The sequence below is a fragment of the Dysosmobacter sp. HCP28S3_G4 genome (assembly GCF_052065175.1).
Lineage (GTDB): Bacteria > Bacillota > Clostridia > Oscillospirales > Oscillospiraceae > Oscillibacter.
Genome location: NZ_JBQHUP010000053.1, coordinates 1 through 16,305, shown reverse-complemented (window position 1 = coordinate 16,305; position 16,305 = coordinate 1). Strand labels below are relative to the sequence as shown.

The following is a 16,305-nucleotide window of genomic DNA, read 5'->3' as shown; positions in this document are numbered from 1 at the left end:
GGAAATGGAATGACTCTGCCCATTTCCTATTTTCGATTCTATTTTCCCGAATATGTGCTGAAAACCCGGTTGCCGCCTAATTGCGCAACCGGGTTTCTCGACAGCCTGAGAGGGGCGGCGCAGGGGACGCCGCCCCTCGGACCACCAGTTTCAGCGGTCTGAAGATTTGATCACATCAGGAAGCTGCCCAGACGGGCGCCGCCCAGTTCATCGGGATCGGCCTCCAGGAACAGCTCGCTGTATCCGGGGACCTCGCTGTAGACGATGGCCTTGTCGGGATTAGCGTTGTTGTAGGCGGTGACATACTCATAGATGCCCTGCAGGTGACGGCCGCAGCGCTCCTCAATGGGATGGCCGGTCTCGTCCCAGGGCACATACAGCATGCCCAGCTCCTCACTGATGAGGTAGCACTCATCCTGACCGCCCAGCACCTGCTCCACGGTGGTGGCGCCGCGCAGACGGCCCTGAGAGGCGTTGGCGGTCTCCATCAGGATGGCCTTGGTGTCGGTATAGTCGCCCAGCTCACGGTGGGTCAGACCGTGGAAGTTGGTGGGAGACTGCTCCAGGGACATTTCGATGCCGCTGAGCAGCAAATTGATGCAGCCCTCGGAGGCGATCTCCATGGCGTCCTGGTGCGCCACGGTGGCGTTGATGACGGGATACTCGGGAGAGGCCTCATGCAGGTCGAAGGTGATGCCGATATCCTCGGCACGGATCAGCTCCGCCACGCCGTAGGCCATCTTTTCGGTCAGGTTGCCGTCGGGACGGCCGGGATAGGCGCGGTTGATGTTGCGGGTCTCGGAGCCGGACAGCTGCTGGCCGGAGGGATAGTGGATGTACACATCGGGGTCGGGCCACTGATCCACGGGGTTGGTGGCGCGGGAGCCATAGCGGAAGGTGCGCTCGCCGCTCTTGGTCTGCAGGGTGAAATACTGCAGGTTGCCCTCACTGGGGTCGTTGTGGGTCATGGCACTGTGGTTGGTGTAGGGGATGACGTAGACGGTGCCCTGCTCCACCACGGCGTTCTCAATGAAGGTGAAGGCGGACATGTAGCCGGAGACCTCATTGGCGTGGGTGCCGCCCAGGATCAGGACGGAGCCGCCCTCCTTTTCGCCCTTCAGGACGTAGACGGGAGTGTCGCCGTTGGTATCCTTCAGACCGTCAAACCAGTCGGAAAGCATCTTCACCTCGGTGACGCTGGGGCCCCACTCGGGCAGGGGCAGCTCACGGGCCGCCAGGAAACTCATGCTGGTGGACACCATGACGGCCACAGCCACCACCAGGCAGATAGCGGCGGAGATATAGTTTTTCTTAGTCATTATCCAGCCCTCCTCACTTGATCATCAGGGCGCGCAGGACCAGGGGAATCAGGACCAGGGCACAGTTCATCTGCATGGTGAGTTTCTTCTCCGTGAACATGTTCCAGCCCACCAGAGCGATGACGTAGACAACGATCAGTCGATAGATAATAGTAATCATCTTTTTGCTCCTTCCGTTTAACCGAGAATGATGAAGGGCTCAAGGACGTTGGCAAACACGATGAAGAGAATGGCCCAGACGATGACGATCAGGCAGGGCACCAGGCACTTCTTCAGCACGGGAGTGTACTTCTCCATGCCAACGACCTGGGCGGCAAAGATGCCGGCCAGAGCGGTGGGGGGCATCATATCGCCCAGAGAGGCGATCAGGGACAGGGCAGCGGCCACAATGATCTCCTCCTTGGCCAGGAAGGACAGCAGGAAGGGCACGCCCAGCACGCTGGCGGAGCCGAAGGAAGACACGGCGCCGAACAGAGGCATGGACACGGCCATGGCGATGTAGCGGCCCCACTCGGGCAGGCTCAGGCAGCTGGTGACGATCAGACCACGGACGCCGGTGAGGGTCATGATCTGGATGAACATGCCGACGCCCATCAGGATGCCCATGACGGGCAGCACACTGTTGACGGACTCCTTGGAGACCTTCAGCAGGTTGATCTTATAGCCGGTAAAGCAGCCCACCGCGGCGGAGATCAGGAACACCAGCGGCATGCCGATGGAGAAGGAGGGGACCACCTTGGTCAGCACCATCAGCACAATGGCCAGTACCAGGGGGATGTAGACCTTCAGGCCGAACTTTTTGCGGGACTCGGTGTTCAGCTTGGACTGGACGTCCAGATAGTTCATCTTCTTGACGTACTTGTAACCGAACATCAGCACGAACAGGGCGGCCAGCGGGAAGGTCAGCAGCGCCAGGGGCAGCTCAAATCCGCTGTAGGGGATGTCGATACCGGCGCCGATGATCATGGCGGGGATATTGGTGGGAGGAGCGATCATGCCCAGGATACCGCCCATGGCCAGAATGCAGGCGGTCTCCAATACCGGGACGCCCATCATCATCAGCACGGGAGCCATGATGGAGCCGGCGGAGAGCACGGAGGCGGTGGAGGAGCCGGTGATCATGCCGGGGAACATGATGATCAGCATGATCAGGCACAGCATCAGGGCGGGCAGCTTGTGGAACCGTTCAATGATCACGGAACAGATGGCGTCCAGCGCGCCGGATTCCTGGATGACCTTCATGAAGATCATTGCCGTGGCAATGACCAGAATGGTATCCACGTAGGAGAACATGCCCTCGACCAGGTGGCGCAGGGCGATGCCATGACCGCCCACAAGAGAACCAGCGATCGCGGAGAGCACCATGGAAATGCTGACCGGCAGCTTCGCCAGGAAGCAGCCCAGCAGGAACACGGCGACCATCGCGATGAAGGTAATCAGTTCATTAGTCATCAAAATACCTCCATGGTTGTTTTGATCGGAACGGCCGGCGCAGAGCACCGGCCGTCCTTCCATTCAGAATCGAGCCGGATTACTTGAATGCGGCGGGCAGCACGGTGGTGACGTCGCTGATGCTGTCGATGACGTCCACGGGGATGCCGGCACCGGCGCAGATATCGGTCATCAGGCCGTCGGTGTTGCCGCCGGAGACCACGATGGCGTAATCAGCCTGCTCAAACACGGGGGTGATGAACTTGTCGGACAGGTCGCCGCGGCGAGCCTCGCCGCCGGTGTGCATGGCGATGATGGACAGGCCGGCGTCCTTGGCACCCTTGATCAGCTCGTCCAGACGGGCCAGCTCACCGTCGGCGTCGATACCGGCGGCGCCCAGACCCTTGGAAGAGCCGCCCACGACGACGACCAGGGTCTTGGCGTCGCCCAGATCAGCGGAGGTGGCCAGATTGTTGAGGGTGTAGTCCATGCCCAGCTTGCCCATGACAGTGCCGATCATCTGATAGTCGGCGCTCTGACCGCCGGAGGTGACCAGAGCGGGATACTCGGCGAAGGCCTCGGTCAGACCGGCGGCTTCACCGGAAGCGGAGGTGCTGGCCGCGGCGGAGGCTGCGGGCTTGGAAGCGGCCGCGGAGGAACCGGAGGAGCTGGAGCCGCAGGCGGCCAGAGAGAGCATCATAACGCCAGCCAGCAGCAGAGCAAAAATTTTCTTGGACATAGTGATTGTTTCTCCTTTCGATTGTTGAGGAATGGGCGGCTGTGCAGCCGCCCATTTCCAAGAATTTTATAACTTAGTAAGCCAGGCCCTTACCGTCACGGCGGGGATCGGCGCCGGCACGCAGCGTGCCGTCCTTGCAGATCTCGATGCCCTGAACGCCGCCGAAGAACAGGTTCCAGGAACCCTTGTCCTCAGTGGCATGGCCCATGGCCTCCAGCTCGGAAACAGTCTCGGCAGTGACGGGCGTGACACCGTCGGACTCGTAGCAGATCTTCTCGGAAGCGTTGTCATAGATACGCGCGATATTGATCGCATCCTGAATATCCATGTTGTAATCGATCATACGCTGAACGACCTGCGCGATGGTCGGGAAGATACGGGTGCCGCCCGGAGTACCGATGGTCAGATAGGGAGTGCCGTCGGGATACAGGACGATGGAGGGGCTCATGGAGCTCAGCGGGCGCTTGCCGCCTTCCACGCAGTTGACGGACTGGGGATTGGTGGAGAAGTCCGCCATCTCGTCGTTCATGATGAAGCCGTAGCCGTCGATGGCGACCTTGCTGCCGTAGAAGTCATTGATGGTCTGCGTGCAGGCGACCATGTTGCCCCACTGGTCGACCACGGAGAAGGAGGTGGTGGAGCCGGACTCATACAGGCCGGGATCGTCCGCCTCATAGCTACCGCTGGCGTCGGTGATCTTGGAAGCCAGCTTGGCGGCGTAGTCCTTGCTGGTCAGACCTTTCAGAGGAACGGTGGCGAAAGCGGTGTCGGCCATGTACTCGGCGCGGTCGGCGAAGGCCATCTTGAAGGCCTCGGAGAAGTAGTGGATGTACTCGGGGGAGTTGATCTCGATGCCGGACATATCGAAGTTCTCAAGGATGTTGAGGATCTCGATCAGGTGGGTGCCGCCGGAAGAGGCGGGAGGCAGGGAGTAGATGGTGTAGTCACGATAGGTGGAGCTGACGGGCTCACGGACCTCGACCTTGTAGTTGGCCAGGTCGTCGGTGGTCATCACGCCGCCGTACTTGGACAGGGTCTCGACGATGGCCTCAGCGACCTCGCCCTTATAGAAGGCGTCGGCGCCGCCCTCGGCGATCATGCGGTAGGTCTTGGCCAGATCCTTGTTGGTCAGCGTGGTGCCGATCTCCAGAGGCAGACCGTTGGAGTCGAGGTAGTAATTGGCGACCTCCTCCATGTGGGCGACCTCATAGTACTCGTCTTCCGTGCACTGTCTCATGGTCAGAGTGACGATGTAGCCGTTCTCGGCGAGATCGATGGCGGGCTGCATCAGCTCGGCGCGGGTCAGCTTGCCGGAGCCGAAGTTCTCCAGAGCGTACTCCAGGCCGGCGACCTCACCGGGGATACCGGCGGCCATGCCGCCCACCTGGTTCAGCTTGGAGTAATCGCCGGTGAACTCGTTGCCGTCGGCATCGACGAACTTGCCGACCTTGCCCTCGCTGTTCAGCCACATCTCGGCCGTCGCGTTGGCGGGAGCGATCTCACGGAAGTCAACGACTTTGACCTCCTTGGTTTCTGCGTCATAGATGGTCATGAAGCCGCCGCCGCCGAGGCCGGAGGTGTAGGGCTCCACAACGCCCAAGGTATAGGCCACTGCGACAGCAGCGTCAACGGCGTTGCCGCCGGCCTGCAGAATGTCGAGGCCAGCCTTGGAAGCATAGTAGCTGGAGCTGGCGACTGCGCCGTTGGTGCCAGTGGCGTCACGGTCGTCGCGCTTGGCGGTGAGATCCTCGTTGTAGGGCAGCCAGATCTCGTCGCCGGGCTCTTCCTCAGGCGTGGAAGCGGCGGGAGCGGAGCTGGCAGCAGGGCTGCTGCTGGCGGCCGGGGTGCTCTGGGTTCCGCAAGACACCAGAGACAGTGACATTGCCAGAGCCAGAACAAGCGCTAAGTACTTTTTCATGTTTTTACCTCCTATTATCCAATCTCATATTACAGTTGGCGGAGAGGCCCCGCCAATTCTGCGATGCAATCAGACGGATGCCTTCCTGCATTTTAATTATAGAAGCTTTATGGCAGGACAGTCAATTTTTTCTCATATTTATCTTTAACAGAAAATTTACACGAAAGAGGATTCCTTTCTGCCTCGCCGCGTATAAAAACTGAAATGCACAAAAATGAGACAAAGAATCACTGAAAAATAGATAAAAATACGAATTACTTACAAATTGACCGGCCAAAACGGCGAAAGGGGAAGCAACGGCGGGTGTTTCGCCGCCCGGTCGGAAGAGGGAAAAGGCTTTGCGCCTGTTTTGAATGTTTGGCTTTTTCAGACTTCAAAAATGAGAAAAATTGCCCCGCCGGAGATTTGCCTCCGGCGGGGCGGGCTTTCCTGCGCGCTATGGTTCTTATGATTCCGCGGGTTCCTCAGAAAATTCCAGACAGATCCTGGTTCCCTGACCCGGATGGCTCTGGATATGGATCTCGCCGTGCATCTGCTCCACCACGTTGCGGACAAAGGCCAATCCCAGACCGCTGGACTGCCGTCCGGAGGTGCCCCGGTCCCAGATGCTCTGGAGCTGCGCTTCGTCGATGCCGGAGCCGTTGTCCTCCACGGTGAAGACCAGCCGATGTTCCCGTTCCGCGGAGCTCACCCGCAGCCAGATCTGCGGCACGCGGTCCTGGGGCATGGCCTGGGCGGAGTTCTGGATCAGGTTCACCAGCGCCCGGGGGAACAGGAACCGGTTGGCGCAGATCAGCGCCTGAGGCGCCTGGTTGTCCACGTGGAGATAGGCGGCGTAGTCATTCACGGAGCTTTGGGCCAGCACTACACCCACCAGCTTTTCGGTGGGGATGGGAGACATCTGGTCCTCGTACAGGATCTCGGAGATCATGTCGCTCATCCGCTCCACCGCGTTTTCGATGTGGTCCAGATATTCCACGTCCCGCTCCCGCTGCTCCTCCTGACACTCCAGCTTCAGCACGCCCACCAGGGTCTGGGCTGCGGTCAGAGGGGATTTCAGGTCGTGGACCAGGTACTGCATCTCCTGATAGGTCCGGTTTTTCATCTCATTGAGCTGAGACTGGACCAGAATGGCCTGGTTCTGTTCCTTGAGAACACTCAGCTCCCGCAGGTTGTTCTCATCCCGCAGCAGAAGGAGCACCACCAGGGCAAAGGAGAGAAACAGGGTCATGCCCACCAGCGCCATGGTGTTGAGAATGGTATCCGCCCCCAGAACGGAGGAGGACATTTTGATATCCATGGACATCTCGCCCCGGCCCACTGGGAACCGGCTCATGACGGGCATGACGTCCAAAAACTGCAGCGCGGTCAGCACCAGGGCGATGAGACCGGCCTTTTTTACCAGCGAGACATACTGATAGTTGATCTTCCGGAACAGCAGCACGAAGGAAGAGAGCAGCATGGCCGGCAGGCCGAAGTCATAGTGAACATCGTGGATGGCGCCGATACCCTGATAGGTCAGCAGCAGGATCACCAGGATCAGCAGGGCGTTGACGGGCAGCGCCTTGTGCCCCCTCCACCGGAATTCCAGGGCGTCCGCCACGAAAAAGGCGCCCACGTAATGAGGGATGCCCCGGAGGGAGTTCAGGGCCACCAGCTGCAGCGCGGCGGCCATCAGATCCAGCTTTTCACTGTTCCGCAGCGCCTTTCCGATGGACCGCAGGACGGAGAAGTTCCGGACGTTGAACAGCAGGGGCATCAAAAAGCTGACGGCAATGCACAGCACGCCGATGCACATCTCTCTGTGGTCAAGGGCGGCCAGATACAGCGTCCGCTTCTCCGGAGGGCTCTGTTTTTCCATCCCGTCAACCCCTTTCTCCGGCCCGTCAGCGCAGGCCGTAGTAATTCAGCACATATTCTGTGAATTCCAACTGGTTGCGAACCCGCTGGGCCAGCGGCTCCTCCCGGTAGGTCTCCACCGTGATGACGGGGATGCCCAATTGCTCCGTCACCGTCTGGTTGATGCTTCCCGCCGGCGGCGAGCCGTACAGAGTCAGAGCGCCGGAGCACAGCGATCCCGCTTCGGAATCCAGCAGGGCGTCCAGGATCAGGTCACCGATCCCGTCCAGCGACTGGCAGATCAGGGAGTTGCCCAGGGCGTCCCGGCCACCCTGGACGGCTCGTGCCTCATGGAGGTCCAGGACCAGATCCGGCTGCTTATCCTGGATGTCGGAAAAAATGGACCAGGCGATGCGCTGGGCGTCCCAGCCCTCCGGATCACCGGGAAAATTCCGGTTCAGGTCCCGGTCGGATTTTGTGGTGCGCTGATCCTGCTCCGCGCCGTAGAGATTGGCGGGGCTGAGGATATAGAGCGTCCCGGCCTTCAGGGAGGCGTCCTTCAGAAGATTTCCCGCCCGCCAGCCGGCCACCTCGTCGCCGTGGACGCCGGCCACCACGTAGATCACCGGGCCGTCCTCCTCGCCCCGCAGCACGCAGACGGTGTTCTCCTCCTCAGTTCCCTCCAGCAGGGGATATTCCTCCCGCTCTGTGTCAAAGGTCTCCTCCAGGCAGCCCTGAAAATCCTTCAGCAGCCAGGTGTCCGGCTCTCCGTCCAACCCCTGCTGTCCGCAGCCGGACAGCAGCAGACACAGTGCCAGCAGAAGGGACGCGGCGGTGATCCGGTGTCTGCGCTTCATCGGCGGCCTCCTCATTTCTTCAGACGGAATTTCTGCTTGGGACGGCCCACCTTGCCGTAGCTCTGACTGACCTCTACCAGGCCCTGGGAGACCATGTGCTGCAAATAGCGGTAGGTGGTCTGATAGGCCAGGCCCGTGCGCTGAGAGAGGGCTTCCACCGTGAGAAATTCCTCCGTGTCCTGGAAGGCCCCTTCGATCAGATCCAGCGTGGCGGGGCCGATGCCCTTCACCGGGGGCGCGGCGGAGGGCTTGGCCTGGGTCTTGTTCTTGAGGCGCTGGTTGCTGGACATCAGGCGGATATGCAGCCGGATGCGGCTGATGATATCCGGCACCTTGATGGGCTTCAGGGCGAAGTCGCTGGCCCCGGCCTCAATGAACCGGTTGGCCACCTCCTGGCTCTCGTCGATGGTGAAGACGATAATGGGCACCTCCGCGTCCAGCTCCCGGATCATCTGGACGCCCTTGATGCCGTTGATGCGGGGCAGGTGATAGTCGATGAGCACCAGATTGGGGTGTTCCGTGCGGAACAGCTCCAGACCCGAGGGCACGTCCCTGGCGGACAGGGACGCCCATCCCTGAAACTGGAACACGGCCCGCAGCGCAAACAGGATCTGTTCGTCGTCATCGATCATCAGGATCTTCAGTTCACTGTCTGTCATGGCGCATCATCCTTTCCTCTATTTTCCGGCCGTCGCCGGACCCACAGACACAGGACCAGCAGTCCGGCGGTCCCGGCCAATCCCGCGGCCAGCCATCTCCGGTCGTACCGAATGGTGCTGTAGGCCGCCGACTGACCGATCTCCGGCCAGACCGCCGGGTCAAAGGGCATATCGTAATCGGCCATCAGCTTTTTGATATTCAGCAGATTCACCACCGGAAGGCCCCGGGACAGATATCGCTGGACCAGCCCGCTGGACTCGTCGATCCGGACGGTGCCGGAGGGGTGCAGCACTCCCTGTCCCAGGGAGACGCCGCTCTCACCCTGTCCCAGAGAGGTCAGATTGCCTCCCACGGCCACGAAGCAGTCGATGGGCCCCTCTTGCTGGTAAAGGGCCTCCCGCCAGGCGATATTGGCGGAGAAATCCGGCTCCTCCACCAAATTCAGTCCGTCCTCCCGCAGCCGCAGACGGACCGCGTCCGCCAGCTCCGGGTCCATGTCCGCGCCCACGTCGTGGTAGCCGCCCATGGTCACCGCGGCGCTCCGGGTGGAGATCAGCCCATCCTGTTCCAGACGGTACAGCATCTCCGGGAACGTCAGCTCCGGATTGTTGGCGCCGTAGGTGGACGCCCCCACGGAGGCGATGCACACCAGGCGGACGCCCATGCTCTCGCAGGCCGTCACCACCGCCAGATCCATACCCGGGAAGGACCCGGAGAAGCCGGCCCCCACCGTGTCGCCCGGCCGCACACCGGCCTCATACAGCATCCGCACGCACAGCGCCGCCATATCCGGCCAGGCCGTGGTGCGCTTGGCCTCCAGAGCGCCCTGGGTGGTGGTGATGCCGGTGTAGGGCAGGCCGATCATTCCGGTCTGATGCAGGTCATCCTCGCTCATGGGGATGCCCAGCTCCGACTTATATCCCCGGACGGCCTCAAAGCACTTCTCCAGCCGCCGGGCGGCCTCCACCTGGGTCTCATAGTATTCCGTCCGGACCGGACGGGCGCTCTGCCGGGCCAGCGCCGCCGCGGCGGTCAGCAGCAGAAGGACGGCGGCCAGCAGCGCCAGAACGCGTTTCTCCCGTTTTCTTCTCATGTCGGAAACACCCGCATTCCCTGCCACATCATCAGCAGCACCAGGATGCCCACCACCACGCAAAGAGACAGCATGGACTTCACCACGCCCTGCTTTTCCACCTCGTTGGCGATGATGCCGGGCACCAGCACGCCGATCATCCCCGGATCATAGGGCAGCAGCCCGGAGCGGACGATGAGGGCGTTGATGAGGAAGGACAGCAAAATCAGCACCGCGAACCGCCGCCGTCCGTACAGGATCATCCAGCGGGACAGCACCCGGGCGACGCCCCAGGCGATGAGGGCGATGAGCAGCGTATAGACCACTCGTACCGGCGTCTGTAAGGAAAGGGCTATGTATCCGGGCACCACCAGTCCCGCCGGAGACAGTCCGGTGAACTCCGAAAACAGCAGGCTGACAGCCACGCCGGCCAGGACCACCTCATGGTACATATTCTTCCGCCTCCTCACGCACACGCTTCATCACCTGATGGCCGGGACCGGCCACGTTCCCCACCGCGAAGACCACCTGTCCGGCCGGAACCTCCGCCAGGGGCAACTGCTCCGCCCCGGAAAAGCGGCGGATGTCCGCCTGAGGGACCCTGTGCCGGACGGCGCGGGCCGTGGTCACCTGAGAGGCCCCCAGCAGCCAGACCCTGGCGGGCTGCAAGGCTCCGGCCACCATCACCATGTGTTCCGTCCGGTAGCCCCGGTCCGGCCGGTTGTTGATCAGCAGCGTCAGATCCCGTCCCTGCCAGCCGAACCGCTCCGCCAGACGGCGGAACACCAGCTGGGTGGACTGGGGATCGTTGATGGACATGCCGTTGACAAAGATGCCGCCGCCCGGCAGACGGTGCAGGGACAGGGCGTAGGGGTCCCGCTGATAGTGGAGCATCCCCTCCAGCGCCGTGGATTCCTCCACGCCCAGATGGCGGCAGACCGCCAGCGCCAGGGCCAGATTCTCCGGAAAATCAAAGTCCGGCAGGGAGCCGTCCGGCAGGGCCAGCTCCGCCTGACAGCCTATGGCTTCGGCGTTGCGGCGGAGCTGGGGATAGAAGTCCGGGTCCGCGGTAAAGAGATAGCCGTTTCTGGGAATGGTATTGGAAAGGGAGTCGCAGATCTCCTCCAGGGTCTCACCCATCTCCTCGGTGTGGTCCAGCCGCACGTTGGTGATGACGCCCACGTCGCCTCGCACCATGCGGTGCTGGGCCACGTTCTGGAGGGCCGGGTCCACCGCCATGCACTCCAGGACCAGCACCTGGGCGCCCTCCCGGGCCGCCCGGTGAAGGATGTCGAGTTGCTCCCGGATATTGGCCCGGCCCCGCCGGATCAGCGGACGGGCCACGTTATCCACGCCGATGGTCATGGGGACGGTGCCGGTGGTCTTGCAGAACACTTTCCAGCCGCCGGCCCGCAGTCCGGCGTCGATGAGACGGGTCACGGTGGATTTTCCCCGGATGCCGTTGACGTGGACCACGTGCGCCAGCTTTGCCCGGTCCTTGAGGGCGCGGCGCTGCTCCAGCGCCAGCAGCGCCAGGATCACGCCCAGCAGTACGGCGACGATCACGGCCATACGGTCCCCTCCCATCCGACGAATGTCCCACGGCCGTATCCGGCGCGGCAAGAAGTTTGTGTGGACAGCCTATCACAATTAAAGGAAAAAGTAAAGGATTTCGCGGACCTCCGGAGGGGCAAATACGCACCCCGCAGACCGGCTCCTGCCGCGCTCAGGCGTTCCGGCGGTATGCCCGCCACACCGCCAGCGCGCTCACCGTCACGGCGGCGTTGATGCCTCCGGCGGCGAGCAGGGCCGGCAGGGAGCGGCTGGCCAGCGCCGTCCCCAGAAAGGTGCCTGCCGCCAGATGGGGCAGCATTCCTGCGAGACCCGCCGGGAGATACGTGCTGTACCGGACGCCGGAGGCGCCGAAAAATACGCTGACGGCGTCGCTGGGCAGCATACCGCCCAGCCGCACCAGAAACACCAGCAGGCCGTCGCTCCGCCCGTCTCCGGCCCGCTTCAGCAGCGCCAGCCGGGGATACCGGTCCAGCAGCCGGTCCAGCCGTCCCCGCTGGCGCCGTCCCAGCAGAAAGGCCGCCGTGGTGGAGACCGCCGCCCCCAGCAGGCTCACCGCCAGCGCCGTCCAGGGCGGGAACAGCAGTCCCGCCGCCGCCTGCAGCACCGACAGGGGAAAGAGGAACGTCAGTCCCTTTACCGTGTACAGCCCCAGGAGAAACAGCGCCGCCGCCAATGGACGGCGGGGCGTCCAGGACAGGATATCCCCGGCGTCCATTCCCCGCAGGCGGATGGCCAGCCAGAGCAGCAAGCCTGCCGGGACCGCCAGAAGCCCCCATCGGACCCATCGTCTGTGCCGCAAAAGATCACCCCCGTCTCCACACTAGTCTGTGCGGAAACGGGGGTTCTTCTCTGGAAAATCCTTCTGTTACAATGAGTGGCGGATCAGCGGGTGAAACCGGCGGCGATGTCCTGAAGGGCCGCGTAGTAGGCGGCGGTCACCGGCACGTCCACGCCGTGCTCCTCCGCCATGCGGATCACATCGCCGCAGAAAACCTCCAGCTCGCCGGACCGTCCGGCGGCGAAGTCCCGGCTCAGGGAGCTGGTGGAGTCGTCGGTGGTCTTCATGATGCGGCGGAGCTGCTTTTCCACCAGATCACCGTCCAGTGGCACGCCGCAGGCCACGCCCACGCGCCGCGCCTCGTCCATCAGCGCCCGGCAGTCGTCCACCCGGCCGGGGTCGGCCTTGATGTCGCCGATGGTGCAGGCCCACCGGGCGGTGCCCACGTTGTAGGCGCAGTTCAGCACGTACTTGTTCCAGATGGACACCCGCACGTCCTCCTCTACGTGGCACTCGATGCCCGCGCCGGTGAGAATCTCCGCCACCTCCAGGGCGGCGGCGTGTCCCGCCTCATCGCCGGGGGCGGTGCCGGTGTAGATCTGGGTGAATTTGCCCTTCTGGGTGATGGAGCAGTCCGCTCCGGCGCTGGACACGGTGTAGATAACACTCTCCAGCACGGTGCCCTTGCCCAGTGCCGCTCGCAGGACGCGCCCGGCGGTGACGCCGTTCATCACCGTCAGAACGATGGTCTCCGGTCCCACGATGGGCGCGATCTGCCGGGCCACCTCCGGAAGATTCCCGTTTTTTACGCACACCAGGATCACGTCCTGCACCGGCAGTTCCTCCGGCGTCTCCGCTACCACCGGCGGATGGACCGTGAAGTCTCCGTACACATCGCTGCGGAGGGTCAGGCCCTCCGTCCGCAGGGCCGCGCCCCGCCGTCCCCGGGCCACCAGACTGATCTGGCCCCCATACTGCCGCACCAGCGGTGCACTCAGCAGACCGCCGATGCCGCCCAGGCCCACCACGGTCAGTTTCCAATTCTCCCGCATATCAAAAAACCTCCTGTGTAAATCATTTTGTTGATCTGATGAGCATTCTATCAAATCCCGGGGCAAAAGGAAAGTGAAAAATCAGGAGTTTCCATCCCCTGGAAAAAGAGCGCAAAAAAGAGACCGCCCGGGAAAGCGGTCTCTTCTCTGCAATTACGGATTCACGACCTCGCTGCCGGGGTCCGCGGGCTCCGGCTCCACCACCACCGGAACAACGGGCTCCTCCGTCACAGGCGGTGTCTCCGGCTCTGTCACGGTGCCGGGATCGGTGACCGTGCCCGGCTCAGTGTTGGTGCCGGGATCGGTGGAGCCGCCGGGGATCTCCGCGCCGCCGGAGGCGGGGACATCTGCGGCTTTGCCAGTGCCCCGGGCGATGACCTGATTCCGGACCTTGTAATCGCTGCTGGCCTCAAAGGTGCTGGAGATCAGCTTCCCGTTTCCGTCGTAGAGGTTCCGGTAGGTCTCCACCTTGTAGCCGGTGTAGGGCGTCACCTTCTCCTCCTCCGTACCGGCGGGAAGGGTGTCGTCATCCTCATAGACGGTGGTCCACGGCGTGGAGGACAGCACTTTGTTGGTCATCTTCACAGTGATGTCATCGGTCTTGGTGCCGTAGAGGGTCATGGTCAGCTTGCCCTTGGAGTATGCGGCCACGATCTTGATGGGATAGTCGGTATCATTGCGGAACTTGTAGTCCAGTGTGCCCCAGGACACGGTGGCGTCCATGCCCTTGGCGATGTAGGTGGGGGGATAGCGGTGGGCGTACCGCTCCACGATCTCCAGATTGGCGTTCAGACAGGCCAGATACAGGGTAGAGGAGGGCTGGCAGACACCGCCGCCGATGGTGTCCACTGTCAGGCCGTTGACGTAGGCGGAGGCTGCGCCGTAGCCCTTGTCGACGGTCCGCTCGCCGGTGGTGTTGTTATAGGAGAACACATCGCCGCTGTTGAGGACGATGCCGTTGCAGGCCTCGGAGGCCAGACGTACATTGTCCACCCGGGCGCCGGTGCCGCTGACGTAGGTGGTGGCGGTACCCAGCACATCCCGGAACAGCACGCCCTTCAGCTCCTCCGCCGTGACGGCGGGGTACTCGATGACGGCGTCGATGCGGACCGTCTCGCCCGGCTCCGCGTTGTCCAGCTGCCGCTGGGCGTCGGCCACGTCGAACTCCGCGCCCACCTGCTCCGGCGTGATGGACTTGGTGGCGGGATCATACCCGGCGTTTTTCATCTCGGCGGCCACCTCGTCGTGGACCTCCTGAGCGGTGAGCAGCTTGGCGGACTCCACGGTGTAGGGGACATCCACCCCCAGCTCACAGGTCCAGGACCCCTGATCCAGCTTTTCCGCCAGAACATCGGCGTCCACGGTGCGGCCGTCGGTGCCGACGGTGACCGTCAACTCCTCACCCTCCAACGTAAAGCTGCTGTCCACAGCGGCCTGAGACAGCGTTTCCGCCGTGGTTTGGGCGAATTGTTCCACTTTTGCGGCGTCCAGAGCCGGATTGTTCTGGCTGACGCCCATGAAATCAGAGCCGGAGTAGGTGAGATACCGCCAGCCGGCGGTGAAGAAGGAGCGTTCGCGGGTGTTGGCGTCGTGGGCGGCCTGGGCCAGCTGCCGGGTATCCACCTGCAGGCCCAGCTCCGAGAGGGAGATGCCGGCGTCTGGCTGGCCGGAACGCTCCGGCAATGTGGAGGGATCGCCGTCATAAAGGGCGTCGTCGTAGAGGTAGACGCCCACCTCCAGCGAGGGCAGAACGCTGTCCAGCTTCTGCGAGGCCTCCTCCACGGTCAGTCCGCCGATATCCTGTCCCAGAACATGGGTGTCTCTCCAGATGGCCTTGCCATAGGCGGCATAGGCGCACAGTCCCAAATATGCTGCCGCCAGCACTGCCAGAACCATCCCCGTGATGATCAGCGGCTTCCTGCTATGGGGGGCGCTAGGCGCGACCCGTTTTCCGCCCCGCTTTTCCCGGACAGGGGCGGTCTGTTCCATATGTTCCATGCAGTCCTCCTGAATGTTACACGATGTATGGCTGAAACCCCGCGGACGGCAGAATCTCAGCCATCTCATTCTAACATATTCCACTGGGGAAGTGTATTACAATCCCGTAACAATCAGGTGACAAAATTCTACCAGCGGAGTGGGAAATTATCCATGCACACTGCGGGCCCGAGGCTGCTTTGGGATGCGAATGGTGAGCAGGATCTCCTCCTCCGTCTCCTCCCGGCCCGCCTGAGCGTCCACGCCCGCCTCCCGGATCAGGCGCAGCCCCCGGTCCACGCTGTTGAGAAACAGCCGCACGTCCTTGATGATGTACGTCCGCCGCCCCTTGGGAGGCGCGGCGGCCAGGGCCTGTAGCCGCTGGTCGATGTACCGCTCCGTCTGGGCCACGTTCAGCCCTGCGGAGACGATGTGCTTCAGCGCCGTCAGCCGCTCGGATTCGTCCTCCAGCCGCAGCAGGGCCCTGGCGTGGCGCTCGGACAGGTTGTGCTTCAGCAGCTCCGATGCGCACTGAGGGGACAGCCGCAGCAGCCGCAGCTTGTTGGCCACGGCGGAGGGGGACCGGCCCAGCTTCTCTGCCAGCTGCTCCTGGGTCATGCCCGTCTGCCGCAGGAATGCCGCCAGGGCCGTGGCCTCCTCCAGATAATGGAGATCCTGCCGTTGGAGATTTTCCAGCAGCGCCAGCAAGGCGGAGTCGGTGTCACTCACCTGGGCCTCCAGACAGGGGACAGTCCGCAGTCCCGCCAGTCTGGCGGCCCGGAGCCGCCGCTCTCCCGCTATCAGCTCCCAGCCGCGGGCTGTCCGCCGCACGGTCAGAGGCTGCAGAATGCCATGCTGGCGGATGGAGGCCGCCAGCTCTTCCAGTGCGCCGCTGTCAAATACCCGGCGGGGCTGCATGGGATTGGGGCGCAGTTCCTCCGCCGGGAGCATCAGGACCTGCCGTTCCGGCATTTCAATGCCTCCTTGTATTATAGAGTAGTAGTTATTAGAGCCCCTCTCCAAGGGCTGTGCTACACTGTAAGGGATGCTGTGGATTGGTAATCGCCTCCTACCACAAGATGGTTCTC

General features: G+C 62.7%; 15 protein-coding genes. All 15 read right to left on the bottom strand.

Features of this window, described 5'->3' with window-relative positions; genetic code table 11:
* Positions 1 to 170 precede the first annotated feature (170 nt).
* Positions 171 to 1,319: a succinylglutamate desuccinylase gene (locus ACTNBU_RS10880; RefSeq protein WP_441033888.1), complete on the bottom strand. Its 1,149-nt coding sequence runs from the start codon at positions 1,317 to 1,319 to the stop codon at positions 171 to 173.
* A 13-nt stretch (positions 1,320 to 1,332) separates the two neighbouring features.
* Entirely contained in the window at positions 1,333 to 1,479 is a 147-nt protein-coding gene (locus tag ACTNBU_RS10875; RefSeq protein WP_441033886.1) for a hypothetical protein, read from the bottom strand.
* Positions 1,480 to 1,496: 17 nt separating this feature from the next.
* Positions 1,497 to 2,771 (bottom strand): TRAP transporter large permease subunit, encoded by a 1,275-nt coding sequence (locus ACTNBU_RS10870; RefSeq protein ID WP_441033884.1) that lies wholly within the window; start codon positions 2,769 to 2,771, stop codon positions 1,497 to 1,499.
* 79 nt (positions 2,772 to 2,850) lie between these two features.
* On the bottom strand, positions 2,851 to 3,489 hold the full coding sequence (locus ACTNBU_RS10865; protein WP_441033883.1) for a DUF6305 family protein: 639 nt from the start codon (positions 3,487 to 3,489) through the stop codon (positions 2,851 to 2,853).
* Positions 3,490 to 3,562: 73 nt separating this feature from the next.
* Positions 3,563 to 5,407 (bottom strand): gamma-glutamyltransferase, encoded by a 1,845-nt coding sequence (gene ggt / locus ACTNBU_RS10860; RefSeq protein WP_441033882.1) that lies wholly within the window; start codon positions 5,405 to 5,407, stop codon positions 3,563 to 3,565.
* A gap of 445 nt (positions 5,408 to 5,852) precedes the next feature.
* A complete protein-coding gene (locus ACTNBU_RS10855) occupies positions 5,853 to 7,268 on the bottom strand; it encodes a sensor histidine kinase (RefSeq protein ID WP_441033881.1) in 1,416 nt (471 codons plus the stop codon).
* A 25-nt stretch (positions 7,269 to 7,293) separates the two neighbouring features.
* Positions 7,294 to 8,103 (bottom strand): succinylglutamate desuccinylase/aspartoacylase family protein, encoded by an 810-nt coding sequence (locus ACTNBU_RS10850; RefSeq protein ID WP_441033880.1) that lies wholly within the window; start codon positions 8,101 to 8,103, stop codon positions 7,294 to 7,296.
* 11 nt (positions 8,104 to 8,114) lie between these two features.
* Positions 8,115 to 8,762, bottom strand: coding sequence for a response regulator (locus ACTNBU_RS10845; protein ID WP_441033879.1), 648 nt, complete (start codon positions 8,760 to 8,762; stop codon positions 8,115 to 8,117).
* On the bottom strand, positions 8,759 to 9,856 hold the full coding sequence (pgsW, locus tag ACTNBU_RS10840) for a poly-gamma-glutamate system protein (protein WP_441033878.1): 1,098 nt from the start codon (positions 9,854 to 9,856) through the stop codon (positions 8,759 to 8,761). The genes ACTNBU_RS10845 and pgsW overlap by 4 nt, the downstream gene beginning before the upstream one ends.
* Positions 9,853 to 10,287 carry a poly-gamma-glutamate biosynthesis protein PgsC gene (pgsC, locus tag ACTNBU_RS10835; RefSeq protein ID WP_441033877.1) on the bottom strand — a complete coding sequence of 145 codons (435 nt, stop codon included), beginning with the start codon at positions 10,285 to 10,287 and terminating at the stop codon, positions 9,853 to 9,855. The genes pgsW and pgsC overlap by 4 nt, the downstream gene beginning before the upstream one ends.
* Positions 10,277 to 11,407, bottom strand: a complete 1,131-nt coding sequence (gene pgsB, locus ACTNBU_RS10830; RefSeq protein ID WP_441033876.1) for a poly-gamma-glutamate synthase PgsB — start codon at positions 11,405 to 11,407, stop codon at positions 10,277 to 10,279. The genes pgsC and pgsB overlap by 11 nt, the downstream gene beginning before the upstream one ends.
* Positions 11,408 to 11,561: 154 nt before the next feature.
* Positions 11,562 to 12,209 (bottom strand): TVP38/TMEM64 family protein, encoded by a 648-nt coding sequence (locus ACTNBU_RS10825; protein WP_441033875.1) that lies wholly within the window; start codon positions 12,207 to 12,209, stop codon positions 11,562 to 11,564.
* A gap of 83 nt (positions 12,210 to 12,292) precedes the next feature.
* Positions 12,293 to 13,240: a ketopantoate reductase family protein gene (locus ACTNBU_RS10820; protein WP_441033874.1), complete on the bottom strand. Its 948-nt coding sequence runs from the start codon at positions 13,238 to 13,240 to the stop codon at positions 12,293 to 12,295.
* 153 nt (positions 13,241 to 13,393) lie between these two features.
* The gene (locus ACTNBU_RS10815) at positions 13,394 to 15,238 is read right to left on the bottom strand and encodes a VanW family protein (RefSeq protein ID WP_441033872.1); all 1,845 of its coding nucleotides are present in this window, start codon (positions 15,236 to 15,238) and stop codon (positions 13,394 to 13,396) included.
* A gap of 147 nt (positions 15,239 to 15,385) precedes the next feature.
* Positions 15,386 to 16,189, bottom strand: a complete 804-nt coding sequence (locus tag ACTNBU_RS10810; RefSeq protein ID WP_441033870.1) for a ParB/RepB/Spo0J family partition protein — start codon at positions 16,187 to 16,189, stop codon at positions 15,386 to 15,388.
* Between the last annotated feature and the right edge of the window lie 116 nt (positions 16,190 to 16,305).

Bases quoted from the DNA above. Each gene is read 5' to 3' on its own strand.
- ACTNBU_RS10880 (WP_441033888.1), bottom strand. From the start codon at position 1,319: ATGACTAAGAAAAACTATATCTCCGCCGCTATCTGCCTGGTGGTGGCT.
- ACTNBU_RS10875 (WP_441033886.1), bottom strand. From the start codon at position 1,479: ATGATTACTATTATCTATCGACTGATCGTTGTCTACGTCATCGCTCTG.
- ACTNBU_RS10870 (WP_441033884.1), bottom strand. From the start codon at position 2,771: ATGACTAATGAACTGATTACCTTCATCGCGATGGTCGCCGTGTTCCTG.
- ACTNBU_RS10865 (WP_441033883.1), bottom strand. From the start codon at position 3,489: ATGTCCAAGAAAATTTTTGCTCTGCTGCTGGCTGGCGTTATGATGCTC.
- ggt (WP_441033882.1), bottom strand. From the start codon at position 5,407: ATGAAAAAGTACTTAGCGCTTGTTCTGGCTCTGGCAATGTCACTGTCT.
- ACTNBU_RS10855 (WP_441033881.1), bottom strand. From the start codon at position 7,268: ATGGAAAAACAGAGCCCTCCGGAGAAGCGGACGCTGTATCTGGCCGCC.
- ACTNBU_RS10850 (WP_441033880.1), bottom strand. From the start codon at position 8,103: ATGAAGCGCAGACACCGGATCACCGCCGCGTCCCTTCTGCTGGCACTG.
- ACTNBU_RS10845 (WP_441033879.1), bottom strand. From the start codon at position 8,762: ATGACAGACAGTGAACTGAAGATCCTGATGATCGATGACGACGAACAG.
- pgsW (WP_441033878.1), bottom strand. From the start codon at position 9,856: ATGAGAAGAAAACGGGAGAAACGCGTTCTGGCGCTGCTGGCCGCCGTC.
- pgsC (WP_441033877.1), bottom strand. From the start codon at position 10,287: ATGTACCATGAGGTGGTCCTGGCCGGCGTGGCTGTCAGCCTGCTGTTT.
- pgsB (WP_441033876.1), bottom strand. From the start codon at position 11,407: ATGGCCGTGATCGTCGCCGTACTGCTGGGCGTGATCCTGGCGCTGCTG.
- ACTNBU_RS10820 (WP_441033874.1), bottom strand. From the start codon at position 13,240: ATGCGGGAGAATTGGAAACTGACCGTGGTGGGCCTGGGCGGCATCGGC.
- ACTNBU_RS10815 (WP_441033872.1), bottom strand. From the start codon at position 15,238: ATGGAACATATGGAACAGACCGCCCCTGTCCGGGAAAAGCGGGGCGGA.
- ACTNBU_RS10810 (WP_441033870.1), bottom strand. From the start codon at position 16,189: ATGCCGGAACGGCAGGTCCTGATGCTCCCGGCGGAGGAACTGCGCCCC.